Raw genomic sequence first — 26,409 nt, 5'->3', positions numbered from 1 at the left:
AATTATAAAGCTTTTCCGCCATTCCCAGCGGAAAATGCCCGCTCGCTCAGCCGCTAGCCTCAGTCCGCCCGGCGGCGCCAGCTCATCCAGCGTTCCTTGCCGGCGAAGACGGCGATGGAATCGTCCACGGCCTCATCGGCCAGGCAGTCGAAATGCGGCGCCAGCAAGGCCTGCAATTGCTCACGCGACATGCCGAACGGCGGTCCCTTGGCATTGTCGTCAAAGAAAAAGTAGCCGGCCAGCATGGCGCCCGGCGCCAGCAGTTGCGCCCAGCGGGCCGCCACTTGCGGCCACATGGCGCGCGGCATGGCGCACAGGAAGGCCCGTTCATAGATCAGGTCCAGCGGCGCTGCTGGCTGCCAGGCGAAGAAATCGGCTTCCACCACCTGCCCTGCCCGCGCACCGACGACGGCGCGCGCGGCGGCCACGGCGGCCGGCGAAAAGTCGATGGCCATGGCATCCCAGCCGTGATCGAGCATGAAGACCAGTTCATAGGCCGAGCCGCAGCCGGGAATCAGGCAGCGCAGCGGCGCCGGACTGTCGGCAACGAAGCGGCGCAAACGCGCAGGCACGCCGCCCTGGTCCCAAGGCGTAAATTGCTTCTCGAAACGCTCGTCCCAGAAGGCCGGCGAGAGCGGATCGCGGGTTTGGAAGTTAGCCATCACTTACGTCCTGATCCAGTTAAAACGGCAGTTGATGCCAGCGCATGAACACTTGCAAGCCCAGCGCGCCGAGCGCGAAAGCGCCCACGAAGTACACGATAAAACTCAGCAAGCGGTTCGTCTGGCGTTGTTCCGCCAGCAAGGTTTTCATCAATTCCACATCGTTTTCGCGCGGCTCGCCATGCACCGTCAAGGCCTGGTGCAGCAAACGCGGCAATTGCGGGAAGATGTGCGCATAGCGGGGCGCCTCGGCGCGCAGGCGTTCCATGAAGCCTTGCGGCCCCACCTGGTTGCTCATCCATTTTTCCAGATACGGCTTGGCCGTTTGCCACAGATCCAGTTCCGGATCCAGCTGGCGGCCCAGGCCCTCGATATTGAGCAGGGTCTTTTGCAACAGCACCAACTGCGGCTGCACTTCCACATTGAAGCGGCGCGAGGTCTGGAACAGCCGCAGCAATACTTGCCCAAAAGAAATATCTTTCAGCGGACGGTCGAAGATCGGTTCGCAGCAGGCGCGCACGGCCGCTTCCAGTTCATCGACACGCGTGTCTTTTGGCGCCCAGCCCGATTCGATGTGCGCCTCGGCCACGCGCTTGTAGTCGCGGCGGAAGAAGGCGAGGAAGTTTTGCGACAGATAATCCTTGTCGTAATCGTTCAACGTGCCCACGATGCCGAAGTCCAGCGCGATGTAGCGGCCGAACGATTCGGGCGCGATCGACACGAGAATATTCCCCGGATGCATATCCGCATGGAAAAAGCCGTCGCGGAACACTTGTGTGAAGAAAATCTCCACGCCATCGCTGGAGAGCTTGCGCAAATCCACGCCGGCCGCCACCAGACGGTCGATCTGCGACACGGGAATGCCCACCATGCGTTCCATGACGATGACGCTGCTGGAGCAATAATCCCAGTGCATTTCCGGCACCAGCAGCAAGTCCGAATTGGCGAAGTTACGGCGCAGCTGGCTGGCGTTGGCCGCCTCGCGCATCAGGTCCAGCTCGTCGTGCAGGTATTTGTCGAACTCGCCCACCACTTCCTTGGGTTTCAGGCGCTTGCTGTCGGCCCACAGGCGGCTGGTCCAGTCGGCCGCGATATGCATCAGGGCCACGTCTTCGTCGATCAGCTTTTTCATGCCTGGACGCAAGACCTTCACGGCCACTTCGCGGCCATCTTTCAGGGTGGCGAAGTGCACTTGGGCAATAGAGGCGGACGCCACCGGCTCGCGCTCGAAGCTGGCAAACAATTGATCCGGGTGCGCGCCCAGCGACTTGACGATCTGCGCGATGGCCAGGTCGGAATCGAACGGCGGCACGCGGTCTTGCAGGCGCGCCAGTTCTTCGGCGATGTCGAGCGGCATCAGATCGCGCCGGGTCGACAGCACTTGCCCGAATTTCACGAAAATGGGGCCCAGCTCTTCCAGCGCCAGGCGCAGGCGCAGGCCCCGTGGCGACGACAGGTCGCGCCAGAAAATCAGGGTGTCGATCAATTTGGCGGTGCGGGGAACTTGCAGACCAGAAATCGCTATCTCATCCAGACCGTACTTAATGGAAACACGGATGATTTTAAACAGGCGCAGAAATTTCAATATCATGTAGACAAATCCGGTGAGGAGGACTGCGGCTGGAGGGCGGCGGCCGCCTTTTCCAGCCGGGCAAGGCGCTTGGCCAGGCGTTCGACATCATCGCGCACGCGCGTCACGCCAGCGGAATACTCTTGCAGGGTAGCAGGACGGATCAGCATGGGCTGTTCGTCGAGAAAATATTCAGCCACGTTTTCCGCCAGCTTTTGCTGGCCCGTGCGCACAAAGGCGGCGGCATCTTTCGCACCGGAAACAAGGCGCATAGCCAGCATGGGACCGAGTACTTTTTCCAGGTCGTGCTCGGCTTCCCAGCGCAAACCCTTGCTCAATTGCGAAATCGCATTGGCAAACTCGGCATCGCCTTCGATTTTTACATACGAAAACGCCCGCTCGCGGTTTTGCAGGATCAGCGGCACGTCGGACAATTTGACGCGGATGGTGACATTGGCCGGCATATCGGCCGGCGCCGCTGCCAGCATGCCGGCGCTGTCGACACGCAGGCGCAAGGCTACGGCGCCCGTGTCGATGCAGGCCAGCTTGCCGGCGTGCACGGCCAACTGCTGGCGCGCCCACGGCTCTTGCGCCAGCAAATGGTTGATGGTCGCGATGACGGGCGTCATCAGGGAGAGATCGGAAAATGGTGCCATCTATATACTGCGCGCCGCGCGCGCCCCTAAAAAGAAAAAACCGCCCGTAAAACAACGTGGGCGGTTTCGATCTTACCAGTTCGGCAGGAAATATCTGTCAAGCATCATGCATTGCGCATGAACTTAAGCCATTATTCAGCAAGTCTTGACAATTAATTCAATTGCTGAATGCCTGCCAAGACCCAGCCGCTGTTGCCGCTGACGGGTTTCGACATATTCCACACTTCCGCGAACGGTTCCGCTGCCGCGCCCGGCGCCGAACGGATCAGGCCCGTAAACTTCACGCTGGCCAGGTAGTCGTTGACGCTCGTCTCGATGCCCAGCAATTCGGCATCAATGGTGACGACATCGGTAAAGTCTGGCTGCGCGCCCCGTTCCTGGATTTGCATGCGCAGTTCCGCATACACTTCCGGCGACGTGAATTCACGGATATCGTTGACGTCCGCCTTGTCCCAGGCCGCTTGCAGGCGAATGAAATTGCTTTTCGCGTGGCGCAGGAAGGCTTCCTTGTCGAAGTCGGCAGGCACGCCCCATGGCGCGGCAGCCGGTGCCGGCTTGTCCAGGCCTACGCCAGACGAGACAGGTTGAAGCGGCGGCAGCGGTGGAATGCCCGAACCGATGTCGGGCACGTTGCCGGCCGGTGCAGGCTGGTTGCCGAAGCCGGCGAACGGCGCATTGCCCGAGTTGGCATTGCTGTCGCGCTTGCCGCGCACCATGCGGTAGATGAAGTAAGCCACGCCGGCCAGCAAAGCCACCATCAGCAGGGTACTGATCATGCTGGCCAGGGCGCCGCCCAGGCCGAAATGCGACAGCAGCGCGCCTAGGCCCAGGCCCAGCAGTGCGCCGCCCAACAAACCCTTCCAGCGGCTCGGTGCCTTGGCGGCAGGTGCCGGTGCCGGGGCTGGCGCAGGTTGCGCCTGGCGTGGCGTGGCAGCCGGTGCCGGGGTCGGCGCCGGTGCGGGCGCCTGGCGGCCCACGTTTTGCGACTGGCGGCCAAACGAACGGCCACCGCCCATCGGACGGGCCAGCGCCTCGCCCAGCATGGATACCGTGGTCGCGGCCAGCATCATGCCGACCATAAATTTCTTCAATTTCATTCCATCTCCTAAAATCACCAACATTGATGCATTACATCTTGATACCGGTATGCAAAGCGGCAATGCCTGCCGTCAAATTGTAGTACTGCACGCGCTCCAGGCCCGCCGTTTCCATCATGGTCTTCAGCGTTTCCTGGTCCGGGTGCATGCGGATCGATTCGGCCAGGTAGCGATAGCTTTCCGCGTCGCCGGCGATTTTCTGTCCGAACCACGGCAAGACCGAGAACGAATACAGGTCATACGGCTTTTGCAGCGGCGCGGCCACCTTGGAAAACTCCAGCACCAGCAGCTTGCCGCCCGGCTTCAGCACGCGGCGCATTTCGGCCAGCGCCACATCCTTGTGCGTCATGTTGCGCAGGCCAAAGGCCACGCTGACACGGTCAAAATAGTTATCAGGGAACGGCAGTTTTTCCGCGTCACACAACAAGGTGGGGGTGAGCAAGCCGCGATTCAAGAGGCGGTCGCGGCCCACGCGCAACATCGATTCATTGATATCGGTCAACCAGACTTCGCCCGTCGGGCCCGCCTGCTTGGCAAACGCCTTCGACAGGTCGCCCGTGCCGCCGGCGATGTCGAGCACCTTGAAGCCGGGGCGCACGCCCGCGTTGGCAATGGTGAACGTCTTCCACAGACGGTGCAGCCCGCCCGACATCAAGTCGTTCATCACGTCGTATTTGGCAGCGACGGAATGGAACACCTTGGCGACTTCGCGCACTTTGTCGTCTTCTGCAACTGTTTTGTATCCGAAATGGGTCGTATTGGTCATGGTAGGCAGTCTGTTTGAACTTGCACGCATTATACAAGCGGCAGGCGCATTTCCCCCTGACGCCGGAGAAGGTATTGCCTTTCCACTGCATTTGAAGCAAGCATTGCCGCCTGTGCATACGCCGCCAGCGCGCCTGAGCAGTCACCCTGGCGGCGCAGCAAGTCGGCCCGGGCCGCATGCAGATAATGCGAGCTGGCAAGGCTGGGCATGGCTTCCAGGCGATCCAGCCACGCCAGGCCGTGTTCGGCACCATGCGCCATGGCACAGGCAATCACCGCATTGAGCAAAATCAAGGGTTCCGGCTTGTGCCGCAGCAAGGCGCCATACAGGACGTGGATCTGGCGCCAGTCCGTCTGGCTGGCTGTGGGAGCTTTGGCGTGCAGGGCGGCAATGGCCGCCTGCAGCTGGTATGGGCCCGGTGCGCGCGCCGGCAGGGCCAGCGCCAGCACGGCCAGTCCCTCGGCAATCAAGTCACTCTGCCACAGGCGCCGGTCCTGCTCTTCCAGGGTCAGCAGCTCACCGCCTGGCGACAGGCGGGCCGGGCCGCGCGACGCCTGCAGCAGCATCAGGGCCAGTAAACCCTGCACTTCCGGCTGGCCCGGCTGCAGGCTGTCGAGCAGCCGTCCCAGCCGCAGCGCTTCCGCGCACAGGTCGGCGCGCAGCAGGCTATCACCGCCGCTGGCGCAATAGCCTTCGCTGAACACGAGGTAAATCACGTGCAACACTTGCGCCAGCCGTAGTGGCCAGTCTTGCGCTGGCGGCAACGCGAAAGGGATGCGCGCTTCGGCGATCTTGCGTTTGGCGCGCAATAGACGCTGCGACAGGGCCGCTTCCGCCACGCCGAAGGCGCGCGCGATCTCGGCCGTGGACAGCCCACACAGGGTACGCAGGGCCAGCGCCACCTGCGCTTCAGGTGCCAGCGCGGGATGGCAACAGATGAACAGCAGGCGCAAACGGTCGTCCTCGATGGCGTGCGTTTCTTCCATCACGGAAGCAGGCAAACAGGACAGCACGGCCTCGGCATCGGTGATGCTCTTGCCCGCGCGGCGCACGTAATCGAGGCCCGCGTTGCGCGCCACGGCACTGAGCCAGGCGGCGGGATGATCGGGGATGCCCGTGCGCGGCCACAGTTCCAGTGCCTTGCGGCACGCTTCCTGTAACACATCTTCCGCCAGGCCCAGGTCGCCAAAGCGCCGCATCAGGCCGGCCAGCACCCTGCCCCGTTCCTGGCGAAAGACGTGCTCGACGGCCGACAGGGCGTCGCCGGCCATGGCTATGCCGTGACAGGCCGCACTTCGATGGTGCCCAGCGAGGCTGCCGGGCAACGCCCGGCCCAGGCCAGCGCCTCGTCCAGGTGGGCGCAGTCCAGCAAATAGTAGCCGCCCAGCTGCTCCTTGGTTTCCGCGAACGGCCCATCCGTGATGATCTGCTTGCCATTTTGTACGCGCACGCTGGTGGCGCTGCTCACGGGCGCCAGTTCGGCGCCGCCGCGCAGTACGCCAGCAGCCTCCAGTGCCTGCGTATAACTGGCAAAGTCGGCCATCAGGCTGGCCATCTGTCCTTCCGGCATCGTTTCATAGCGGGATTCATCGGCGTAGATCAGGATCAGGTATTCCATAGTTTCTTCTCCAAAAGAAAAATGCCCGCAAGCGCGGGCATTCATACGACGAATGGATATGCGGCAATCCGACAAGATTACCGCATTATTTTTTCACTTTAGTGTTTATGCCCGCAACTGGGTCCATGCACGTGACCGGAAGATTGCTTGACCGTCATGTCCGCCTTGGCGTCGCGGCCGCTGTCGCCGGGGTAGCCGGCCGCCGCCAGCTGGTCCAGGTAGGCTTGCCACAATGTCGCTTGCTGCGCGCCCAGCTTGTACAGATAAGCCCAGGTGTACAGGCCGGAATTGTGGCCATCGCTGAAGGTGGGTTGCACGGCGTAGTTGCCGACAGGCTCCAGGCCCGTGATGCCCACCAGGCGCTTGCCTAATTGCAAGGTTTCCTGGCCCTTGCCATGGCCCTGCACTTCGGCCGACGGCGAATACACGCGCAGGTATTCGAACGGCAACGTAAATGTGCTGCCATCGTCGAAGGCCACATCGAGCACGCGCGATTGGTTGTGTACGGTCAAGCCGGTCGGTTGGGGTGTTGCTGTTTTTTCAGTCATGACGATACTTTATGCGGATAAACGTTGAATGATGGCGTCGCGCAAGGCCGGCAACAGGGCGCGGCGCGCGGCCAGTACTTCCGGCGCCGTCTCGCGCTGGAACACCGCCCAGCTGGGATTCGGGAAATGCGCATCGTCGCGGTAGCGGGGTATCACGTGCCAGTGCACATGCGGCGTCATGTTGCCGAAACTGGCCACATTCACCTTTTCCGGCTGCATGACTTCACGCACGGCCAGCTCGACTTGCCACACGACTTCCATGACGTAATTGCGCTCACCGGGCGTCAAATCCGTCATTTCCTTCACGTGCTTGTTCCAGATCACGCGGCAAAAGCCGGGGTAACTTGGATCATCGACGGCCACCACGCACAAGCGCTCGCTGCGCCACAGCAAGGTTTCCAGACCCTGCTTGTTAGCGTAGCCGTCCAGTAACTGACACAGATCGCAACCCGTGGACATTACACCAGCACCCGTTCGATGCCGCCGTCATTGGCGCGTTTCACGTAATCCGGCATCCAGTTCTCTCCCAGCAAGTGTTTGGCGATCTCGACGACGATGTAGTCGGCCGTCGTGCCCGAATCGTCATTGTAGCGCGACAAGCCTTGCAGGCACGACGGGCAGCTGGTGAGGATTTTCACGTCGCCCGTGAACCCGTCGCCGCGCAGCTTGTCGGCGCCCTTGACCATCTCTTCTTCCTTGCGGAAACGCACTTGCGTGGAAATGTCGGGGCGCGTGACGGCCAGCGAACCCGATTCGCCACAGCAACGGTCATTTTTCTCGATCTTCACGTTGTCCACCGTGCTGATCAGGGAATTGATGGTCTTGCCCGATTCCTGCAACTTCATCGGATTGTGGCATGGCTCGTGGTACATATAACGCGTGCCGTTGACGCCCTCCAGCTTGACGTTTTTCTCCAGCAAGTACTCATGGATATCCATGATGCGGCAGCCGGGGAAAATCTTTTCAAACTGGTACGTTGCCAGCTGGTCATAGCAGGTGCCGCACGACACCAGCACCGTCTTGATGTCCAGGTAGTTGAGCGTGTTGGCCATGCGGTGGAACAGGACGCGGTTGTCCGTCATCATCTTCTCGGCCTTGTCGAACTCGCCAGCGCCCCGCTGCGGATAACCGCAGCACAGGTAGCCCGGCGGCAAGACCGTCTGCACGCCCACTTCCCACAGCATCGCTTGCGTCGCCAGGCCCACTTGCGAGAACAATCGCTCCGAACCGCAACCGGGGAAGTAGAACACGGCTTCCGTATCGGCCGTGGTCGTCTTCGGATTGCGGATGATCGGGATGACTTTATCGTCCTCAATGTCGAGCAGCGCGCGCGCCGTTTTCTTCGGCAAGTTGCCCGGCATTTTTTTGTTGATGAAGTGAATCACCTGCGCCTTGACAGGCGGCTTGCCCGTCGATGGCGGCGGCGCCTTGGTCTGCTTCTTGGCAAATTTCTTCAGCAGATCGTGGCCCAGGCGCTGTGCCTTGTAGCCCCAGTCGATCATGACCTTGCGCGTGGCATTGATGGTCACGGGATCGGTGGCGTTGAGGAACAGCATCGTCGCCTTGGTGCCCGGATTGAAGCTTTTCTTGTCCATCTTGCGCAGCAAGTTACGCATGTTCATCGACACGTCGCCGAAGTCGATGTTGACGGGACAGGGCGTGACGCATTTATGGCACACCGTGCAGTGGTCGGCCACGTCTTCGAACTCTTCCCAATGCTTGATGGAAATACCGCGCCGCGTCTGCTCTTCATACAGGAAGGCTTCGATCAGCGAGGACGTCGCCAGGATCTTGTCGCGCGGCGAGTACAGCAAATTGGCGCGCGGCACATGGGTCGCGCAGACGGGTTTGCACTTACCGCAGCGCAAGCAATCCTTGACGCTGTCGGCAATGGCGCCGATGTCGCTTTGCTGCATGATCAGCGACTCATGGCCCATCAGGCCGAACGATGGCGTGTAGGCATTGCGCAAGTCGGCGCCCATACCCGGCAAGTTCAGCAATTTGCCTTTGTTGAAACGGCCTTCCGGATCGATGCGCTGCTTGTAGCTGCGGAACTCGCCGATTTCTTCTTCCGTCAAAAATTCCAGCTTGGTGATGCCGATACCGTGTTCGCCCGAAATGACGCCATTGAGCGAGCGGGCCAGGATCATGATGCGGCCCACGGCGGCGTGGGCATCTTGCAGCATGTCGTAATTGTCCGAGTTGACGGGCAAGTTCGTGTGCACGTTGCCGTCGCCCGCATGCATGTGCAGCGCGACAAATACGCGCGAACGCAGGATGCGCGCATGAATCGCCGTCGCTTCGTCGAGTATCAGTTTAAAAGCGGCGCCATTGAAGATCTGGCGCAGCTGGGCGCGGATTTCTTGCTTCCAGGTGATGCGCACGGTGCGGTCCTGCACCACGTCGAACAGGGTGGCGTCCGGCTGTGTTTCCAGGCGTGCATCGAAGACGGGCAGCAAACGCTCCATGCCCAGTTCGGCCAGTTCGCCCTTCACGTCGGTCAGCGGACGGTCCAGCTGGGCCAGCAGACAGGTCCAGCGTGCCGTGACTTGCGCCAGCAACTGCTGCGCCTGCTCGGCACGGTCGCCCAGCATTTCCGCGTCATCGACCCGGTCGTCCGAGGCGTCGTCGCTCTTGCCAATTGGCAAGTTACCCTTGGCAAAGAATTCACTCAGGGCATCGGCCAGTTGCAGCTTGTTCTTGATCGACAGCTCGATATTGATACGCTCGATGCCATCCGTGTATTCGCCCATGCGATTGAGCGGAATCACCACGTCTTCATTGATCTTGAACGCGTTGGTGTGCTTGGCGATCGCTGCCGTGCGGGCGCGGTCGAGCCAGAACTTTTTGCGCGCTTCCGGGCTGACGGCCACAAAGCCTTCGCCCACGCGGGTGTTGGCGATGCGCACCACTTCCGACGCCGCTTGCGCGACGGCATTTTCATCGTCGCCGACGATGTCGCCAAACAGGGCCATCTTCGGCAGCACGCCCCGCTTCGACTTGGTGGCGTAGCCGACGGCACGCAGGTAGCGTTCGTCCAGGTGTTCCAGGCCCGCCAGGCGGATGCTCGTGTATTGCTCGCCCTTGACCGGCAAGCCATCGAGGTAATCCTTGATTTCCACGATCGACGGGATCGCATCGCGCGCCTGGCCAAAGAATTCCAGGCAGACGGTGCGGGCGAATTTCGGCATCTTGTGCAAGATCCAGCGCGCCGACGTAATGAGGCCGTCGCAGCCTTCTTTCTGGATGCCCGGCAAGCCGGCGAGGAATTTGTCCGTCACGTCCTTGCCCAGGCCCTCTTTACGGAACTTGCGGCCAGGAATTTCCAGGATTTCCGTCTTGAACGGCGCGTTCGGTTTCGTCGCGTCGCGCGTGCTTGGGTGACGCCATTCCAGCTGGAAACGTGCCAGTGCGATATCGTGGATCTTGCCCAGGTTATGGTCCAGGCGCGTGACATCGAGCCAGTCGCCGTTCGGGTCGACCATGCGCCACGACGCCAGGTTGTCCAGCGCCGTGCCCCACAGCACGGCCTTCTTGCCGCCCGCATTCATGGCGACATTGCCGCCGATGCAAGAAGCGTGGGCCGAGGTCGGGTCGACGGCAAACACGAAACCAGCCTTTTCCGCCGCTTCCGACACTTTATTCGTGATCACGCCCGCGCCCGAATGGATCGTCGCGTATTCGTGGCTCAATCCCGGCAAGACCGTCATTTCCACGGCACCCAGGGTGATGAGTTTTTCCGTATTGATGACGGCCGACATCGGCGTCAATGGAATCGCGCCGCCCGTGTAGCCGGTGCCGCCGCCGCGCGGGATGATGGTCAGCCCCAGCTCGATACAGCCCTTCACCAAGCCGGCCATTTCCTCTTCCGTGTCGGGCGTGAGCACAACGAACGGGTATTCGACGCGCCAGTCGGTGGCATCCGTCACGTGCGACACGCGCGTCATGCCGTCGAAGCGCACATTGTGTTTTTCCGTGTAGCGGCCCAGCACCTTGACCGTGCGTTTGCGCAAGTCATAGGTCTTGCGGAATTCGTCGCCGAAGTCGGCCACGGCCTTGCTGGCCGCTTTCAGCAACAGTTCCACGTTGGCGCTGCGCGCCTTGGCCACTTCCGGCGCTTCGCCACTGGCCGCGACGTCGCCGCCGGCCGCATCGATGCCCAGGCGGCGCTTGTCGACTTCGGCCAGGCGGTGATGCAAGGCATCGATCAAGCCCTGGCGGCGCTTCGGGTTGTCCAGCAAGTCATCCTGCAGGTAGGGGTTGCGGCGCACCACCCAGATGTCGCCCAGCACCTCGTACAGCATGCGGGCCGAACGGCCCGTCTGACGGGCGCCGCGCAGCTCGTCGAGCAGGCGCCAGGAGTCCTCCCCCAACAGGCGTATGACGATCTCGCGATCGGAAAACGACGTGTAGTTATACGGGATTTCGCGCAGGCGGCTTGCTGCGGGAGCATTCGGCGTTTCTGCCAGTAAAGCTTGGAGTTGTGCGGGAGCGTTCATGGAGTGTGGTGACGATGTGGACTGGACCCTAAAGGACCATTTTATCTTATTGCGCCGCACCATGCCGGAACAGCCTTAGGCCGCCTAAGGTTTAAGCACCTCATCCGCTACCATAGCAAATACGGAAAAGCCTACTTTTACATGAATAAAAAACCAGTTCCCATGATTTTTTGACGCAAAAATGCCAAGAATCGGACTCTACTGCAAACTATCGAACTGCCCAAAAATAGGGCAAACAGGCGTTGCATTACGCCCGTTTGCCTGCCGTTTACGCCAGCATTTGTCCGATCCGGTGCCACACGCCATCGGGCACGTACAGCAGCAAAGCCGTCATGCTCAGGTAGCGCGCGCACTTGCCGATGGCCATGTAGGCCACGCTGGGCCAGAACGGCAGCTTGAGCCAGCCCGCCAAGGTGCACAGGGGGTCGCCCACGAGGGGCAGCCAGGCCAGCAACATGGTCTTGGCGCCATAGCGAGCCAGCCAGCGGAACCAGCGCGTGTCGCGCTCCTTGGCGAACGCCTGCTTGGCCCGGTAGCCCATCCAGTAGTCGACCATGCCGCCCAGGGTATTGCCCAGGGTGGCGACGCCGATGGCGGCCCAGAACAGTGCAGGATTGGCCTTGATGACGGCAAACACGGCCGGCTCCGAGCCGAGCGGCAGCAAGGTGGCGGAAATAAAGCTGATCAGAAAGACCGAGGTCAGCCCGACTTCCGGTGCTGCGATCAGCTGCAGCAGCCAGGCGATTGCGGATTCGATCATGGAACACTTCGCGATGCAGTAAGGCTCTCCATTATAATGAAGAGCAGCCTGCGCGCCGCACACATCGCGCCAGCCGGCAAAGGCATACCCGCCCGCAGTTCCACAGAGCATTATTGTCGCCAGGCTATCCGCCGCCGCGCCGCCGCTATCGACCGACACGCTCCAGTACCTTTCTGGCCCAGAATCACTTGCTAGCAGACTATGAACATCGACTACCTCAAGAAAATCCTGACCGCCCGCGTCTATGACGTCGCCACCGAAACGCCGCTGGAACTGGCCCCTGCCCTGTCGCAGCGCCTGAACAACCAGATTTACTTCAAGCGCGAAGACATGCAAAGCGTGTTTAGCTTCAAGATTCGCGGCGCCTACAACAAGATGGCCCAGCTCAGCGATGCGGAACGCAAGCGCGGCGTCATTTGCGCTTCGGCCGGCAACCACGCCCAGGGCGTGGCCCTGTCGGCCGCACGCATGGGCTGCCGCGCCGTCATCGTCATGCCCACCACCACGCCCCCCGTCAAGATTGACGCCGTGAAGGCGCGCGGTGGCGTGCATGTGGAAATCGTGCTGCACGGCGAGTCCTACACGGACGCCTACAACCACGCACTGACCCTGGAAAAAGAACAGAAGCTGACCTTCGTGCACCCGTTCGACGATCCGGACGTGATCGCCGGCCAGGGCACGATCGGCATGGAAATCCTGCGCCAGCATTCCGGCCCCATCCACGCCATCTTCGTGGCCATCGGCGGCGGCGGCCTGATCGCCGGCGTGGCTGCGTACGTGAAACAGATTCGCCCCGACATCAAGATCATCGGCGTGCAAACGGTCGATTCGGACGCCATGGCGCGCTCGCTGAAAGCGGGCGAACGCGTCACCCTGCCCGACGTGGGCCTGTTTTCGGACGGCACGGCCGTGCGCCTGGTGGGCGAGGAAACCTTCCGTTTGGCGCAGCAATATGTCGATGACATCATCATCGTCGACACGGACGCCATCTGCGCCGCCATCAAGGATGTATTTACGGATACGCGCTCCATTCTGGAACCGGCCGGCGCACTGGCCATCGCCGGCGCCAAGGCCTACGTGGAGCGGGCCAGCCTGAGCAAACACCCCATCGTCAACCAGACGCTGGTCACCATCGCCTGCGGCGCCAACATGAATTTCGACCGCTTGCGCTTCGTCGCCGAGCGTGCCGAGCTGGGCGAGTTCCGCGAAGCCGTGTTTGCCGTCACCATGCGCGAACAGCGGGGCAGCTTCAAACGCTTCTGCTCGCTCATCGGCGCGCGCAACGTGACGGAATTTAACTACCGCATCAGCGATGAAAAAGCCGCGCACGTGTTCGTCGGCATCCAGATTGCCGACCGGCATGAATCCGGGGCGATGGCGAAGAAATTCGAGGAGCATGAATTCAAGACGCTGGACTTGACCCACGACGAGCTGGCCAAGTCGCACATCCGCCACCTGGTGGGCGGCAAGAGCCGCCTGGCGCAGGATGAGCTGCTGTACCGCTTTGAATTCCCCGAGCGCCCCGGTGCGCTGATGCGCTTCCTCGACAGCATGGCGCCGAACTGGAATATTTCCCTGTGTCATTACCGCAGCCAGGGCGGCGACGTGGGCCGCATCCTGGTGGGCCTGCAAGTGCCGCCCGATGAAATGGGAGAATTCGCCCGCTTCCTCGATACCCTCGGCTATCGTTACTGGGATGAAAGCAGCAATCCTGTGTATAAGCTGTTCCTCGGGCAATAAGCCCAACTGCAAATACTGGGATCGTACCCTGCAGGGTACGACCCCAGTCGTCGCCGTTGGGTTGAAATAGGCTACCATGCGTCCTTGACCGAACTACGCCACACGACCATGACCACCACCAACGACCTCGCCGAACTGTCTCCCCTGGGCAAAAGCTCCGCCTACCGCAGCGATTACGCGCCGGAATTGCTGTTTCCGATTCCGCGCCAGGGCAAGCGCGACGAACTGGAATTGCACGGCACACTGCCGTTCTTCGGCCTCGATATCTGGAATGCGTATGAACTGTCGTGGCTGAACCAGCGCGGCAAGCCGCAGGTGGCCATTGCCAAGGTCAGCGCGCCGGCCGATTCGCCCAACATCATCGAGTCGAAATCGTTCAAGCTGTACCTGAACTCGTTCAACCAGACCAAGCTGGATAGCCCGGAAGCGTTGCTGACCTTGCTCAAGCAGGATTTGTCGAACGGCTTTGGCGCGCCCGTGCAAGTGGAACTGACCTTGCAGGAAGATTTCGGCAAGCTCAAAATGGGCGAGTTCGACGGCGTGCTGCTCGACCGCCTGGACCTGGAAATCACGCAATACACGCCCTCGCCGCTGCTGCTGAAGGCGGCGTTCGATGATGCGCCGGTGGAAGAAAAACTCGTCTCGCACTTGCTCAAATCGAATTGCCTGGTGACAGGCCAGCCGGACTGGGGCAGCGTGCAGATCGCGTATGCAGGACCACAGATCGACCAGGAAAGCCTGCTGCGCTACCTGATCGGTTTCCGCGAACACAATGAATTCCATGAGCAATGCGTGGAGCGCATCTTTGTCGATATCTTGCGCCAGTGCAAGCCGCAAAAACTGTCCGTGTATGCGCGCTATACACGCCGCGGCGGGCTCGATATCAATCCGTGGCGCAGCAACTTCAGCACGGGCACGATGCCGGGCAATCTGCGCAATGCGCGCCAGTAATACCAGGCAACAGCACAAAACCATGCCAACAGGAATGTTGGCTGTGTTTTAAAACAACGTTGCAGTAGTGCCGCAGAGCATGTCAAAGACGCTGAAAAATCGGAAAATCGGCATTCGGCGGCGGAAAAATCTGTTCGCCGTGTGTTTTTAATCAAGAAATAGCCGATACACCCCGATGTTATTTTTTTGCTAAAATGATGGCGACATGGGCTGTAGCGCGCACTGTGCCCGCAGCGCGCGTATACTGTTGAGAATTGGCGTTACAGGCCGCAGAAACAGGCCTATAATTCGGCTCGCAAGCCCTCTGCGCATTGCACCATTTCATTGAGTGTCATGACTAATCTTAGCAAAATACTATCTCTCGAAAACGTCCTGCTGGACCTGGAAGTGTCCAGTAAAAAGCGCGCCTTCGAGCAAGCCGGCCTGATCTTCGAAAACAATTACGGCATCGCCCGCTCTACCGTTTCGGACAATCTTTTTGCCCGCGAACGCCTGGGCTCGACAGGCCTGGGCCATGGCGTGGCCGTGCCGCATGGCAGGGTCAAAGGCAGCAAGACCCTGAAAGCCCCGCTGGGCGCCTTCGTGCGCCTGGCCGAGCCGATTCCCTTCGAGTCGCCCGATGGCAAGCCCGTCAATCTGCTGTTTTTCCTGCTGATTCCCGATCATGTCACCCAGCAACATCTGGAAATTTTGTCGGAAATCGCCGAAATGTTTTCCGACGATGCCTTCCGCACGGCGCTGGCCACGGATCCGGAACCGAAATCCGTGCATTCGCGCATCGTCAATTGGCAACCCAGTCTGCAAGCGACGGGTTAAACTTCAGGTATTCCTCCACTCCTGAAGAAGACTGCCATGTTGCAAACGCCGCTGACGATACAACGCCTGTACGACGATAATCGTGAAAGTCTGCAACTGGGCTGGTTCGCCGGTTTCCCCGGCGGCGAGCGCCTGATCTCGGGCGATGTCTCGTCGGCCGCCGACCAGGTGGGCCACTTGAACCTGATCCATCCGGGCCGCATCCAGGTCTTCGGCCACCAGGAAATCAATTATTATCAGCGCCTGAAGGTCAACACGCGCACGCATGTGATCGGTGAACTGATCGCCGGCGGCCCACCCGCGCTGATCATCGCGCAAGGGCTGGAAACGCCGCCCGACATCCTCGCCATCTGCGACGAGCAAAACATTCCCCTGTTCTCGACCCCGCTGCCGGCCGCGCAAGTGATCGACTTCCTGCGCGTCTACCTGTCCAAAAAGCTGGCGCAGCGCATCATCATGCATGGCGTGTTCATGGACGTGCTGGGCGTGGGCGTGCTGATCACGGGCGATTCGGGCCTGGGCAAGAGTGAGCTGGGCCTGGAACTGATTTCGCGCAGCCACGGCCTGGTGGCCGATGACGCCGTGGAATTCTCGCGCATCGCGCCCAACATGATCGAAGGCCGCTGCCCACCCCTGCTGCAAAACCTGCTGGAAGTGCGGGGCCTGGGCTTGCTCGACATCAAGGCCATCTTTGGAGAAACGGCCGTGCGCCGCAAGATGCGCTTGAAACTGATCGTGCACCTGGTGCGCCGCAACGCGCTGGAAGAGGAAGTCGAACGCCTGCCCTTCCTGTTCCCCACGGAAGACGTGCTCGGCTTGCCAGTGCGCAAGGTCGTCATCCCCGTCGCCGCCGGCCGCAACATCGCCGTGCTGCTGGAAGCGGCCGTGCGCAATACGATTCTGCAGCTGCGCGGCATCGATACCTTGCAGGAGTTCATGGAACGGCAGAGGTTGGCAATGAGTGGCGACTAGCGTTGCAAGGAGTTCACCCATGCATGGGCGAACCGTTAGTACAGTCTAAATTGCAATAATCTGTAAAGATCATTGCTTTGGGAGCGCAGTGCCGATCTTTATTGTATGATCGGCGTATGCATATCGTCCTTATCACCGGAATATCCGGCTCCGGTAAATCCGTCGCGCTCAATGTGCTGGAAGATACCGGCTACTATTGTGTCGACAACCTGCCACCGGCCTTGCTGCCCAGCCTGGTGCAAACCTTGCTCGACGAAGGCACACCGCAACTGGCCGTCGCCGTCGATGCGCGCAGCGCCGAGTCGCTGGCCAGCCTGCCGCACAATGTGGCCCTGCTGCGCGACCAGGGGCACGACGTCAAGGTGATGTTCCTCACGGCCACCACGCATTCGCTGGTGGCGCGCTTCTCGGAAACGCGGCGCAGCCATCCGCTGTCGCACGAATTGCGTCCGAACCAGAACCCCGCCAGCCGCCGTACCCTGATCGAATGCATCTCGGAAGAACGCGAGCGCCTGTCGACCATCGAACAGCTGGGCCATGTGATCGATACCTCGGAACTGAGCGCCAATAAATTGCGCGCCTGGATCAAGGATATCGTCGCCTCCGAACGCGCGCCGCTGACCCTGTTCTTCGAATCGTTCGCCTTCAAGCTGGGCGTGCCGCTGGACGCCGATTTCGTCTTCGATGTGCGGGCCTTGCCGAATCCCTATTACGACCTCGCGCTGCGTCCGCTCGACGGACGCGATGCGCCCGTGATCGCCTTCCTCGACGCGCAACCGAGCGCGCTGGAACTGCTGGCCGACATCCGCGCCTTCATCGAGAAATGGTTGCCATCATTCAAATCCGACAACCGCAGCTACCTGACGGTGGCGCTCGGTTGCACGGGCGGCCAGCACCGCTCCGTGTACATGGCGGAACGGCTGGCGCAATACTTCGGCCCCAACGAAAGAGTCGTGCTGCGCCACCGCGAGCGCGCTTAATCAGTTGAGGTGGCGCAGCGGATGCGCCGTGGCCGGCCAGACGGGCGCAAAGAACCGCGCCACCATGGCTGCATCGACCTGGTCCAGGCTGGCGGGGTTCCAGCGTGGCGCATTGTCCTTGTCGACCACCAGCGCGCGCACGCCTTCCAGCACTTCGCCATGCGCGAAATTGTGGCGCACCACGCTGCGCTCCAGGCGCAGGCAGTCGGCCACGCCCAGGTGGGCACCGCGCTGCAGCAATTCCATGGTAACCGACATCATCAGCGGCGAACGCAAACGCATGGCCGCCAGCGCCTTGCCTGCGAACGCGCTGTCGTCCTGCGCCAGCGAGGCCATGATGGCGGCCACGGAAGGGGCGCCGAAATGGCGGTCCAGCGCCGCGCGCGCCGTGGCCAAAGGAGAAGCCCCCGCCTCGGCCTGGAACGGTGCCGCCAGCGCCTTGATGGCCACCGGCAAGGCCTCGCCCGGCGTCGATTCGAACAGCGCCAGCAGCGCCCCCATCTGCGCCTCGGGCAGATAGACATCGGCCAGCCCCGTGTACAGGGCATCGGCCGCGTTGATCGTCAAGCCCGTCAAGCCCAGGTACAGGCCCAGCTGGCCGGCCAGGCGGGACAGAAAATAACTGCCACCCACGTCCGGGAACAAGCCGATATTGACTTCCGGCATGGCCATGCGCGTGCGGCCCGTGACGATGCGCAAGCGATTGCCGGGCCCGGCTTGCGCCACGCCCATGCCGCCACCCATGACCACGCCATCCATCACGGCGATATACGGTTTCGGGTAGAAATGAATGACATGATTTAAGGCGTATTCTTCCGTAAAGAAATCTTCCAGCAATGCACTGCCGCCTTGCGGCGTAGCCAGGCCCGCATCATAAAAGAAACGGATATCGCCACCGGCGCACAGGGCTTTTTCGCTGCTGGAACGGATCACGACGGCGTCCACCTGCGGATCGTCGCGCCAGGCCAGCAAGACGGCACTCAGGGCGCGCACCATCTCCAGCGACAGGGAGTTGAAGGCTTTCGGACGGTCGAGCACGATGTGCCCGGTGCGGTTGCGGATGGAGGTCTGGACGAAGTCGCTCATGGCAGGCAGGAAAGAAGTGAAAGTGCCAACATTTTAGCGCCTGCGCGGGGAACATTGCGTTCGACAGGTACGGGCGCAAAAAAGGGCGCAAGATGTGCGCCCTTAGTTGATCACAACTGCTGGAAGCGGGTGGCCTTAAACGGCGACGACGGCGTCTTCCTCGGAGTTGTCTGGCAGATGCTTGATCGCCTCTTTACCGTGCCCTTGCACTTTGGTTTTGTACTTCATCACTTGCCTGTCCAGCTTGTCGATCAGGGTATCGATTGCGGCATACAGGTCGTGCGCCAGGCTTTCCACATAGACTGTTTTGCCACTCAGACGCAGGTTGACTTCGGCCTTTTGACGTTTTTCTTTCTCTTTGAGGTTATCCACGGTCAGAATCACGGCGATATCGATAACTTGATCGAAATGACGTTTCACGCGCTCCAGCTTCGTTTGTACGTATTCACGGATGGCTGGTGTCACTTCGAGATGATGTCCGCTGATGGTGAGATTCATACACACTCCTAAAGATGATCGGGTTCGTGCGGTCCATCCTATCCGGCCCGCAGAGGAACCGAAAAAAACTTACAAACACTTACGCAGGCTCACTGGCGGAATTTTCAACGCTTCCCGGTATTTGGCAACAGTACGTCGCGCAATCACCATGCCTTGTTCCCCCAGCATGTCCGCAATCTTACTGTCGGATAAAGGATTTTTAGGGTCTTCTGCTCCTGTCAGTTGCACGATCAATGCCCGTATCGCCGTCGATGATGCTTCGCCCCCCGCTTCGGTGGCGACGTGGCTACCAAAGAAATATTTCAACTCAAACATGCCATGCGGGGTCAGCATGTACTTTTGGGTTGTTACCCGCGAGATAGTACTCTCGTGTAAACCCAGTGTATCAGCTATTTCACGGAGCACAAGGGGGCGCATGGCAACGGCCCCATGCGAGAAAAAGTTCTTTTGTCTTTCTACTATCGCCTGCGCCACACGCAGGATCGTGTCGAAACGCTGGCGCATATTCTTGATCAGCCACTTGGCTTCCTGCAATTGCGCGCCCATGGCGCCCTCGCCCTTGCCCTGCTTGAGCAAGTTGGCGTACATGGCATTGACGCGCAGGCGCGGCATGACGTCGTTGTTCAGGGTGACTTGCCAGCCATTGCGCGCGCGCTTGACGACGACATCGGGCACCACGTAATCGGACACATCCGAGGCGAACACGGCGCCCGGATGCGGATTGCACTGGCGAATCACCGTCTGCGCTTCACGCAAGTCTTCCTCGTCGCAATCGAGGGCTTTTTTCAGCTTGTTGAAATCGCGCTGGGCAAACCAGGCCAGGTGCTTTTCCACGATGACGAGGGCCATGCGCCGCGTCACCATGGCGACGTGCGGCAAGCGCTTGATTTGCAGCGCCAGGCATTCGGACGCGTTGCGCGCACCCACGCCGGGCGGATCGAAACTTTGCAGCAGGGACAAGGCCGTACGCATCTCGTCGGCGTCGATTTCCAGCTCTTCCGGCAGGCGCGCCAGGATGTCGTCGAGCGACTCTTCCAGGTAGCCATTGTCGTCGAGCGCGTCGATGATCAGCTCGACCAGCGCGCGGTCGCGCAATTCGAGCACCGTCACGCGCATCTGCTCCATCAAGTGCTCGCGCAGGGTGCAGTGATGGGCCTCCAATTGCGGACGCGAATCTTCGTCGTCGGGCGCCTTGCCCCGGCTCGCCTCGCTCCAGTCGCTGTCGCCACCATCCGCGGCGGCCGGGCTGTCGCCCGCTTCGCCGTCAAAGGTTTCTGCTTCGGCCGGCGCCGCGGGCGCATCCTGGCCTGGCGGCTGGGGCGGTGCTTCGGCCGGCGCGGCCGTGGAACTCAGGGCCCCGTCGGACAGCAGGCGCAGCGAATGGTCGAGCGGATCGTCGAGGCGCTCGAGCAAGGGATTGTCCGTCAGCAGTTGCTCTAGTTCCTGGTGTAATTCCAGGGTAGACAATTGCAACAGGCGTATCGATTGCTGCAACTGCGGCGTCAGTGCCAGGTGCTGCGAAGTGCGCAGCTGCAATGATTGTTTCATTGGCTCACATGCGGAAGTGTTCGCCCAGATAGACCCGGCGTACCGACTCGTTCGCGATGATGTCGTCGGGGCGTCCCGACGCCAGCACCGAGCCCTGGTTGATGATGTAGGCACGGTCGCAAATACCCAGCGTCTCGCGCACATTATGGTCGGTGATCAGCACGCCGATATTGCGCTCCTTCAAGAAGCGCACGATGCGCTGGATCTCGATCACGGCGATGGGGTCGACACCGGCGAACGGTTCGTCGAGCAGCACGAAACGCGGGTCGGTGGCCAGCGCGCGGGCGATTTCCACACGGCGCCGCTCGCCGCCCGACAGGGACAGCGCCTGGTTCTCGCGCAACTTTTCAATTTGCAAGTCGGCCAGCAATTTATCCAGGCGCTCCTCGATCTCGGCCTTCTTCAGGGGACGGCCTTCGACGGTCTGGATTTCCAGCACGGCGCGGATATTGTCTTCCACCGTCAGCTTGCGGAAGACGGACGCTTCCTGTGGCAGATACGACAGGCCCATCTGCGCGCGGCGGTGGATCGGCAGGCGGGAAATATCCACGCCGCTGATATCGATGGTGCCGCCATCGGACGGCACCAGACCGACGATCATGTAGAACGAGGTGGTCTTGCCGGCGCCGTTCGGGCCCAGCAAACCCACCACTTCGCCGCATTCGACTTGCAGCGAGACATCATGCACGACTTGCCGCTTGCCATAGGTTTTTTGCAGCCCGCGAACGATCAGGGTGCTGCCGCAACGAGTATTGTCCATTATTTCTTTCCTGGCGCGGGCGTGGCCGGTGCCTTGGGCTTCGGCTGGATCACCATGCGCACGCTGCCACCGTCCGGGGTGCTGGTGCCGCTGTCGGAATTTTCCATCGCAAACACTTCCTTGCGGCTGTCATACGAGATGAAGGCGCCATTGGCCACGTCGGTCACTTTCGTGCCTTCCAGGCGCGTCAGCTTGGCCCTGGAAAACAGCTTCACCACTTCCGTCTTGTTGTCGTATTCCACGCGCTCCGCTTCGCCTTCCACCCACAGGTCGCCCGCGCCATCGCGCTTCTGGCGGAAGGTGGCCAGCTTGCCGGGATCGGCCCAGAAAGTGATGAACTGGTAGCCTTGCGGATCTTCCGTGATCAGGGCCCGGCCCGCCTTCATGGTCAGGGTGCCCTTGACCAGCACCACGTCGCCCGTCAGGGTGCGAATCTGCTTGACGTCATCGACATGGCCGCTGCGTGCCGTGATGACGGCTTCCTTCTCGGAATCGGCCTTCTCGGCATGCGCCACGCCCATCATGGCCAGAGAAAATACGGTCAACAGCAAGATGTTCTTCATAGTATGGTTTCCTTGTTTCATTCTGTCATTTTGCCGCCGCGGCCGGGCGCGGTTTCGGCGGGAGGACCATGCGCAGCGCATTCTGCACTTCCACCACGCCGGTGGCGTTATTGGCCTTCATGCCGATGCCATTGAGGCGCGAGGTGCCCGTCAGGATATCGACAGGCACGTCCGTTTCCATTCTTTCCTCGTCCGGGAATACCGTCAGCGCTTCCGTCTTGACCGTCAGGTTCTGCGCCTTCGGACTGGCCGCGCGGTCGATCACGACATTGCGGTGCAGTTGCAGCCGGGTATTGTCCTGGTCGATATGCGCCAGTTCCGCATTCATGTTCATCGGCGGCATGCCTGGCGTGAGCTTGCGCACGAAAGGCTGGTCGATATCGGAAGAATCGTCCAGCGGATAATGCGTGAGCTTGGTGCCCGACACGATATAGCTGGGCTTGCCCGTCAAGTCCATGCGCACCAGGCTGAAATTGGTGATGAAATAGTCGGGCTCATCCTGATGCTTGCTGGCCGTGATGTCCTGGGCATTCTTGTTCATCACTTCCAGCAGCCAGAAGCTGCCCAGCGCAAAGACAACTGCCCCCAGCACGGTAAACATCATGCGCCAGCGATGGGCGCCTCCTGGCTTACGCATAGGATTTCACTCTTTCAAATGTCACTGGCGGCAAGGCGCGCCTCACTCCAGGAACGGCGCCATGACGCGCGCATAGTTGTCCTGGGCGCGCAGCAGGAATTCGCAGATCTCGCGCACCGCGCCACGGCCGCCACCGGCCTGCGTCACATGGTGCGCCAGGCCCTGCACTTCCGGACGCCCGCCCGGCACGCTGACGGCAAAGCCCACGCGGCGCAGGATGGGCGCATCGATGACATCGTCGCCGATATAGCCGCATTGCTCTTCCGTCAAGCCCGTCAGCGCCAGCAGCTCGCGAAACGGCGTCAGCTTGTCGTGACCGCCCTGGTGCACATGCGTAATACCCAGGTCTTGCGCGCGGCGCGCCGTGATGGCCGAGCGGCGCGCGCTGATGATGGCCGTCTGCACGCCCGATTCCTGCAGCAGCTTGATGCCCAGGCCATCATACACATTAAACGTTTTCATCATCTCGCCATCCGGGCCGAAATGCAGGCTGCCGTCGGTGAGCACGCCATCGACGTCAAAGATCATCAGTTTGACCTTGGCTGCGCGCGCCAGGTTGTCCGCTACGCTGTCCATCAGATCACCTTCGCTTGCGTCAGATCATGGATATGCAGCGCGCCCACCAGCTTGCCGTCGGCATCGACGACCAGCATCTGGTTGATGCGGAACTGCTCCATCACGGCCACGGCGTCGACGGCCAGGCGCTCGGGTGCGATGCTGCGCGGCTGCGCATGCATGACGTCGCGGATCGCCACTTGCGTGAAATCCTGCACGCGCTCGAACATGCGGCGCAAGTCGCCATCGGTAAACACGCCCACGGGGCGGTTGTCCGCATCGACGACGGCCGTCATGCCCATGCCCTTCTTCGTCATTTCTTCCAGCGCCTGCAGCAAGGAAGCGTCCACGGGCACCTTCGGTACTCGTTCGCCGCTGCGCATGACGTCATGCACGTGCGTGAGCAGGCGGCGGCCCAGGGCGCCGCCCGGGTGCGAGCGGGCGAAATCTTCTTCCTTGAAGCCGCGCAAGTCGAGCAAGGCCACGGCGATCGCGTCGCCCAGCGCCAGGGTGACGGTGGTGCTGGCCGTCGGCGCCAGGTTCAGCGGACAGGCTTCTTTCTCAACAGAAATATCCAGGTGCACGTCGGCCAGCTGGGCCAGACTGGAGTTCGGCTTGCCCGTCATGGAAATGAGCACGCCACCCATACGCTTGACGACGGGCATGATGGCCATCAGTTCCGACGATTCGCCGGAGTACGATATGGCAATAAAAGCATCTTCCGAGGTGACCATGCCCAGGTCGCCATGGGCCGCTTCGGCCGGATGCACGAACAGGGCCGGCGTGCCGGTGGAAGCGAGGGTGGCGGCAATCTTGCGCGCGATATGGCCGGACTTGCCGATGCCGGAGACGACGACACGCCCCTTGCATTGCAGCAACATCGCCACGGCGCGGCCCACGCTGTCGTCCGTGGCCAGGCGCGCGCGCAGCGCAACGATGGCGTCGGACTCGATCTGCAAGGTGGTACGGGCCAGCGCGACGGCGCGCTCGGTCGTCGCTTGCATGTCAATTCGATCAAAAGCTTTCAGCATTGTTTTTTCATGGGTTACACTCATGCCCAAAGTATAAACGAATTAGGAAAGCAAAAAACTTGCCAGTCACAACAAACAACGATTTCCATTGAGCGCACCGGGCAACCCATGTTTTCCTCGCTTGAACTGACCCTGATGTTACTCGGCAGCGCCGTGCTGGGCGTGGTCGCTTTCAGAATGTTGCATCTGCCGCCCATGCTGGGCTACCTGGCCGTCGGCATCGTCATCGGCCCCCACGCGCTGGGCCTGGCAGCCGAGAACGAAGCCAGCCATACCCTGGCCGAATTCGGCGTCGTCTTCCTGATGTTTTCCATCGGACTCGAATTCTCGCTTCCCAAGTTTCTCGCCATGCGGCGCATCGTCTTCGGCCTTGGCATGGCGCAGGTGGTCACCACCATCATCGCCACCGTCGTCTTCGGCTGGTTCGTCGGACGCTACCTGTCCGCCTACATCCACCTGAGCTGGCAAGCCGCGTTTGCCCTGGGTGGCGCGCTGGCCATGTCGTCGACGGCCATCGTCTCGAAAATGCTCACGGAGCGGCTGGAACTGGAAAGCGAACACGGCCGCAAGATCATCGGCATTTTGCTGTTCCAGGACTTGGCCGTGGTACCCCTGCTGATCCTGATTCCCGCCCTCACGCGCGATTCCGACAATCTGGCCGAAACCCTGGCCTGGGCGGGCGGCAAGGCCCTGGTTGTCCTCATTCTGCTGTTGTTCATCGGCCAGAAGCTGGTGCGCGGCTGGCTGACCATCGTCGCCAAGCGCCGCTCGCAGGAATTGTTCATGCTCAACCTGCTCTTGATCACGCTGGGCGCGGCCTGGATCACGGAGCGGGCCGGGCTGTCGCTGGCCCTGGGGGCGTTTGTTGCCGGCATGCTCATTTCCGAGACGGAATTCAAGCACCAGGTGGAAGAGGATATCAAGCCCTTCCGCGACGTGCTGCTGGGCCTGTTCTTCATCACCGTCGGCATGCTGCTCAATATCCGCGTGGTGCTCGACAACTGGTGGCTGGTCTTGCTGCTGCTGTGCGGCCCCGTGCTGCTGAAATTTGCCCTGATCGCGGGCCTGGCCCGGCTGTTCGGCTCCAGCAACGGCGTGGCCTTGCGCACGGGACTGGGACTGGCGCAGGCGGGCGAGTTCGGCTTCGTGCTGCTGAACCTGGCGGGCGGCATCAAGCTGATGGATCCGTTCGTCGTGCAGGTGGTGCTGGCCTCGATGGTGCTGTCGATGCTGGTGGCGCCCTTCCTCATCGCCAAGTCCGACGCCATCGTCATGAAGCTGGCGGCCAACGACTGGATGATGCAATCGCTGGCGCTGACCAAGATCGCCACGCGCACCATGGCGTCGCAGAAACACGTGCTGATCGCCGGCTTCGGGCGCAGCGGGCAAAGCCTGGCCACCCTGCTGGCGGAAGAAAAGATCGAGTACCACGCGCTGGACCTGGACCCGGAACGGGTGCAGGAAGCGCAGCTGGCTGGCGCCCACGTCTCGTATGGCGACGCGGGCCGGCGCGAAAGCCTGGTGGCGGCCGGCATCTACCGGGCCAGCGCCGTGGTGATCACCTATGCGAATACCCCCTCGGCACTGAAGTTATTGCATTTACTCAACGACATGGCGCCCACCTTGCCCGTCATCGTGCGCAGCCACGACGACAGCGACCTCGACCAGCTGAAAAGCGCGGGCGCGGCCGAAGTGGTGCCGGAATTGATGGAAGGCAGCCTGATGCTCGCCTCGCACGCGCTGATCATGATGGGCGTGCCCCTGCGCCGCGTGGTGCACCGGGTGCAGGCGGCGCGCGAGGAACGCTATGCCTCCCTGCGCGGTTATTTCCATGGCTCCAGCGATGCGGGCGACGATGCCGAGCTGGAACGCCTGCATACGGTCACCGTCAACGAGGGCGCGCAGTGCGTGGGCTTGCCCTTGAGCACGCTCGACGTGGCCGGCTGCGGCGCGACCGTGACGGCCATCCGCCGCGGCCGTGGCCGCCTTGATGTCACGCCCGAGACGCAGCTGGCCAGCGGCGATGTGATCGTGCTGCGCGGCAGCGCGGATGCCGTGGCCAAAGCCGAAACATTATTATTGAAATAGTCAGCCGA

Annotated in this window: 25 protein-coding genes; 6 read left to right on the top strand and 19 right to left on the bottom strand. The window is 61.4% G+C overall.

The window, feature by feature from the left end; genetic code table 11:
• Window positions 1–59: 59 nt before the first annotated feature.
• The 11 genes from CNX70_RS03770 to CNX70_RS03720 form a co-directional block, all read right to left on the bottom strand.
• Window positions 60–662, bottom strand: coding sequence for a methyltransferase (locus CNX70_RS03770; protein ID WP_096233556.1), 603 nt, complete (start codon window positions 660–662; stop codon window positions 60–62).
• 19 nt (window positions 663–681) lie between these two features.
• Entirely contained in the window at window positions 682–2,253 is a 1,572-nt protein-coding gene (gene ubiB / locus CNX70_RS03765; RefSeq protein ID WP_096233554.1) for a ubiquinone biosynthesis regulatory protein kinase UbiB, read from the bottom strand.
• The gene (locus CNX70_RS03760; protein ID WP_244199026.1) at window positions 2,250–2,888 is read right to left on the bottom strand and encodes a ubiquinone biosynthesis accessory factor UbiJ; all 639 of its coding nucleotides are present in this window, start codon (window positions 2,886–2,888) and stop codon (window positions 2,250–2,252) included. The genes ubiB and CNX70_RS03760 overlap by 4 nt, the downstream gene beginning before the upstream one ends.
• Before the next feature lie 152 nt (window positions 2,889–3,040).
• The gene (locus tag CNX70_RS03755) at window positions 3,041–3,985 is read right to left on the bottom strand and encodes a Tim44 domain-containing protein (protein ID WP_096233550.1); all 945 of its coding nucleotides are present in this window, start codon (window positions 3,983–3,985) and stop codon (window positions 3,041–3,043) included.
• A 31-nt stretch (window positions 3,986–4,016) separates the two neighbouring features.
• Complete coding sequence (gene ubiE, locus CNX70_RS03750; protein ID WP_034753359.1) at window positions 4,017–4,751, bottom strand: bifunctional demethylmenaquinone methyltransferase/2-methoxy-6-polyprenyl-1,4-benzoquinol methylase UbiE; 735 nt, start codon at window positions 4,749–4,751, stop codon at window positions 4,017–4,019.
• 29 nt (window positions 4,752–4,780) lie between these two features.
• Window positions 4,781–6,022 carry an RNA polymerase sigma factor gene (locus tag CNX70_RS03745; RefSeq protein ID WP_096233547.1) on the bottom strand — a complete coding sequence of 414 codons (1,242 nt, stop codon included), beginning with the start codon at window positions 6,020–6,022 and terminating at the stop codon, window positions 4,781–4,783.
• A 2-nt stretch (window positions 6,023–6,024) separates the two neighbouring features.
• Entirely contained in the window at window positions 6,025–6,369 is a 345-nt protein-coding gene (locus CNX70_RS03740) for a YciI family protein (RefSeq protein WP_096233545.1), read from the bottom strand.
• Window positions 6,370–6,467: 98 nt separating this feature from the next.
• A complete protein-coding gene (locus CNX70_RS03735) occupies window positions 6,468–6,917 on the bottom strand; it encodes a gamma-butyrobetaine hydroxylase family protein (RefSeq protein ID WP_096233542.1) in 450 nt (149 codons plus the stop codon).
• Window positions 6,918–6,926: 9 nt separating this feature from the next.
• Window positions 6,927–7,376 (bottom strand): HIT family protein, encoded by a 450-nt coding sequence (locus CNX70_RS03730; protein WP_096233540.1) that lies wholly within the window; start codon window positions 7,374–7,376, stop codon window positions 6,927–6,929.
• Window positions 7,376–11,416 (bottom strand): DUF3683 domain-containing protein, encoded by a 4,041-nt coding sequence (locus CNX70_RS03725; protein WP_096233538.1) that lies wholly within the window; start codon window positions 11,414–11,416, stop codon window positions 7,376–7,378. Before CNX70_RS03725 ends, CNX70_RS03730 begins: the two co-directional genes overlap by 1 nt.
• A gap of 268 nt (window positions 11,417–11,684) precedes the next feature.
• A complete protein-coding gene (locus CNX70_RS03720) occupies window positions 11,685–12,176 on the bottom strand; it encodes a YqaA family protein (RefSeq protein ID WP_071079715.1) in 492 nt (163 codons plus the stop codon).
• A 201-nt stretch (window positions 12,177–12,377) separates the two neighbouring features.
• On the opposite strand from CNX70_RS03720, the gene ilvA reads away from it, so the two are divergent.
• From ilvA to rapZ, 5 genes are all read left to right on the top strand, one after another.
• A complete protein-coding gene (gene ilvA / locus CNX70_RS03715) occupies window positions 12,378–13,916 on the top strand; it encodes a threonine ammonia-lyase, biosynthetic (protein WP_096233536.1) in 1,539 nt (512 codons plus the stop codon).
• A 108-nt stretch (window positions 13,917–14,024) separates the two neighbouring features.
• Window positions 14,025–14,867: an NADPH-dependent 7-cyano-7-deazaguanine reductase QueF gene (queF, locus tag CNX70_RS03710; RefSeq protein ID WP_096238257.1), complete on the top strand. Its 843-nt coding sequence runs from the start codon at window positions 14,025–14,027 to the stop codon at window positions 14,865–14,867.
• 333 nt (window positions 14,868–15,200) lie between these two features.
• The gene (locus tag CNX70_RS03705) at window positions 15,201–15,683 is read left to right on the top strand and encodes a PTS sugar transporter subunit IIA (protein ID WP_096233534.1); all 483 of its coding nucleotides are present in this window, start codon (window positions 15,201–15,203) and stop codon (window positions 15,681–15,683) included.
• Between the two features lie 36 nt (window positions 15,684–15,719).
• Window positions 15,720–16,655, top strand: a complete 936-nt coding sequence (hprK, locus tag CNX70_RS03700) for an HPr(Ser) kinase/phosphatase (protein ID WP_034753337.1) — start codon at window positions 15,720–15,722, stop codon at window positions 16,653–16,655.
• 116 nt (window positions 16,656–16,771) lie between these two features.
• Window positions 16,772–17,635 (top strand): RNase adapter RapZ, encoded by an 864-nt coding sequence (gene rapZ, locus CNX70_RS03695; RefSeq protein WP_096233532.1) that lies wholly within the window; start codon window positions 16,772–16,774, stop codon window positions 17,633–17,635.
• On the opposite strand, the gene CNX70_RS03690 is transcribed toward rapZ, so the two are convergent.
• The 8 genes from CNX70_RS03690 to CNX70_RS03655 all read right to left on the bottom strand — a co-directional run bounded on the left by CNX70_RS03690 (window position 17,636) and on the right by CNX70_RS03655 (window position 24,337).
• Window positions 17,636–18,721, bottom strand: a complete 1,086-nt coding sequence (locus CNX70_RS03690; protein WP_096233529.1) for an enoyl-CoA hydratase/isomerase family protein — start codon at window positions 18,719–18,721, stop codon at window positions 17,636–17,638.
• A 135-nt stretch (window positions 18,722–18,856) separates the two neighbouring features.
• The gene (gene hpf, locus CNX70_RS03685) at window positions 18,857–19,219 is read right to left on the bottom strand and encodes a ribosome hibernation-promoting factor, HPF/YfiA family (RefSeq protein WP_035824124.1); all 363 of its coding nucleotides are present in this window, start codon (window positions 19,217–19,219) and stop codon (window positions 18,857–18,859) included.
• Window positions 19,220–19,288: 69 nt separating this feature from the next.
• On the bottom strand, window positions 19,289–20,767 hold the full coding sequence (locus CNX70_RS03680) for an RNA polymerase factor sigma-54 (protein ID WP_096233527.1): 1,479 nt from the start codon (window positions 20,765–20,767) through the stop codon (window positions 19,289–19,291).
• Between the two features lie 4 nt (window positions 20,768–20,771).
• Window positions 20,772–21,527, bottom strand: a complete 756-nt coding sequence (gene lptB / locus CNX70_RS03675; protein WP_071079722.1) for an LPS export ABC transporter ATP-binding protein — start codon at window positions 21,525–21,527, stop codon at window positions 20,772–20,774.
• A complete protein-coding gene (lptA, locus tag CNX70_RS03670; RefSeq protein WP_096233525.1) occupies window positions 21,527–22,090 on the bottom strand; it encodes a lipopolysaccharide transport periplasmic protein LptA in 564 nt (187 codons plus the stop codon). The genes lptB and lptA overlap by 1 nt, the downstream gene beginning before the upstream one ends.
• A 25-nt stretch (window positions 22,091–22,115) precedes the next feature.
• A complete protein-coding gene (gene lptC, locus CNX70_RS03665) occupies window positions 22,116–22,727 on the bottom strand; it encodes an LPS export ABC transporter periplasmic protein LptC (protein WP_244199025.1) in 612 nt (203 codons plus the stop codon).
• Window positions 22,728–22,769: 42 nt separating this feature from the next.
• Window positions 22,770–23,303 carry a KdsC family phosphatase gene (locus tag CNX70_RS03660; RefSeq protein ID WP_096233521.1) on the bottom strand — a complete coding sequence of 178 codons (534 nt, stop codon included), beginning with the start codon at window positions 23,301–23,303 and terminating at the stop codon, window positions 22,770–22,772.
• On the bottom strand, window positions 23,303–24,337 hold the full coding sequence (locus CNX70_RS03655; RefSeq protein ID WP_425269218.1) for a KpsF/GutQ family sugar-phosphate isomerase: 1,035 nt from the start codon (window positions 24,335–24,337) through the stop codon (window positions 23,303–23,305). The genes CNX70_RS03660 and CNX70_RS03655 overlap by 1 nt, the downstream gene beginning before the upstream one ends.
• An 84-nt stretch (window positions 24,338–24,421) precedes the next feature.
• Between CNX70_RS03655 and CNX70_RS03650 the strand changes: the two genes are divergently transcribed.
• Complete coding sequence (locus CNX70_RS03650; protein ID WP_096233517.1) at window positions 24,422–26,401, top strand: monovalent cation:proton antiporter family protein; 1,980 nt, start codon at window positions 24,422–24,424, stop codon at window positions 26,399–26,401.
• The last annotated feature ends 8 nt before the right edge of the window (window positions 26,402–26,409 follow it).

This window comes from Janthinobacterium svalbardense, from assembly GCF_002327145.1.
Taxonomy (GTDB): domain Bacteria; phylum Pseudomonadota; class Gammaproteobacteria; order Burkholderiales; family Burkholderiaceae_D; genus Janthinobacterium; species Janthinobacterium tructae.
This window is presented reverse-complemented; position numbering and strand designations above follow the sequence as displayed.

Coding starts and splice junctions, on each gene's coding strand:
- CNX70_RS03745 (WP_096233547.1), bottom strand. CDS start 6,022: ATGGCCGGCGACGCCCTGTCGGCCGTCGAGCACGTCTTTCGCCAGGAA.
- lptB (WP_071079722.1), bottom strand. CDS start 21,527: ATGGACAATACTCGTTGCGGCAGCACCCTGATCGTTCGCGGGCTGCAA.
- CNX70_RS03655 (WP_425269218.1), bottom strand. CDS start 24,337: ATGAGTGTAACCCATGAAAAAACAATGCTGAAAGCTTTTGATCGAATT.
- ilvA (WP_096233536.1), top strand. CDS start 12,378: ATGAACATCGACTACCTCAAGAAAATCCTGACCGCCCGCGTCTATGAC.
- CNX70_RS03760 (WP_244199026.1), bottom strand. CDS start 2,888: ATGGCACCATTTTCCGATCTCTCCCTGATGACGCCCGTCATCGCGACC.
- CNX70_RS03725 (WP_096233538.1), bottom strand. CDS start 11,416: ATGAACGCTCCCGCACAACTCCAAGCTTTACTGGCAGAAACGCCGAAT.
- CNX70_RS03770 (WP_096233556.1), bottom strand. CDS start 662: ATGGCTAACTTCCAAACCCGCGATCCGCTCTCGCCGGCCTTCTGGGAC.
- CNX70_RS03680 (WP_096233527.1), bottom strand. CDS start 20,767: ATGAAACAATCATTGCAGCTGCGCACTTCGCAGCACCTGGCACTGACG.
- CNX70_RS03650 (WP_096233517.1), top strand. CDS start 24,422: ATGTTTTCCTCGCTTGAACTGACCCTGATGTTACTCGGCAGCGCCGTG.
- queF (WP_096238257.1), top strand. CDS start 14,025: ATGACCACCACCAACGACCTCGCCGAACTGTCTCCCCTGGGCAAAAGC.
- CNX70_RS03755 (WP_096233550.1), bottom strand. CDS start 3,985: ATGAAATTGAAGAAATTTATGGTCGGCATGATGCTGGCCGCGACCACG.
- rapZ (WP_096233532.1), top strand. CDS start 16,772: ATGCATATCGTCCTTATCACCGGAATATCCGGCTCCGGTAAATCCGTC.
- ubiB (WP_096233554.1), bottom strand. CDS start 2,253: ATGATATTGAAATTTCTGCGCCTGTTTAAAATCATCCGTGTTTCCATT.
- CNX70_RS03735 (WP_096233542.1), bottom strand. CDS start 6,917: ATGACTGAAAAAACAGCAACACCCCAACCGACCGGCTTGACCGTACAC.
- ubiE (WP_034753359.1), bottom strand. CDS start 4,751: ATGACCAATACGACCCATTTCGGATACAAAACAGTTGCAGAAGACGAC.
- lptC (WP_244199025.1), bottom strand. CDS start 22,727: ATGCGTAAGCCAGGAGGCGCCCATCGCTGGCGCATGATGTTTACCGTG.
- CNX70_RS03705 (WP_096233534.1), top strand. CDS start 15,201: ATGACTAATCTTAGCAAAATACTATCTCTCGAAAACGTCCTGCTGGAC.
- CNX70_RS03740 (WP_096233545.1), bottom strand. CDS start 6,369: ATGGAATACCTGATCCTGATCTACGCCGATGAATCCCGCTATGAAACG.
- CNX70_RS03660 (WP_096233521.1), bottom strand. CDS start 23,303: ATGGACAGCGTAGCGGACAACCTGGCGCGCGCAGCCAAGGTCAAACTG.
- CNX70_RS03730 (WP_096233540.1), bottom strand. CDS start 7,376: ATGTCCACGGGTTGCGATCTGTGTCAGTTACTGGACGGCTACGCTAAC.
- hpf (WP_035824124.1), bottom strand. CDS start 19,219: ATGAATCTCACCATCAGCGGACATCATCTCGAAGTGACACCAGCCATC.
- CNX70_RS03720 (WP_071079715.1), bottom strand. CDS start 12,176: ATGATCGAATCCGCAATCGCCTGGCTGCTGCAGCTGATCGCAGCACCG.
- hprK (WP_034753337.1), top strand. CDS start 15,720: ATGTTGCAAACGCCGCTGACGATACAACGCCTGTACGACGATAATCGT.
- CNX70_RS03690 (WP_096233529.1), bottom strand. CDS start 18,721: ATGAGCGACTTCGTCCAGACCTCCATCCGCAACCGCACCGGGCACATC.
- lptA (WP_096233525.1), bottom strand. CDS start 22,090: ATGAAGAACATCTTGCTGTTGACCGTATTTTCTCTGGCCATGATGGGC.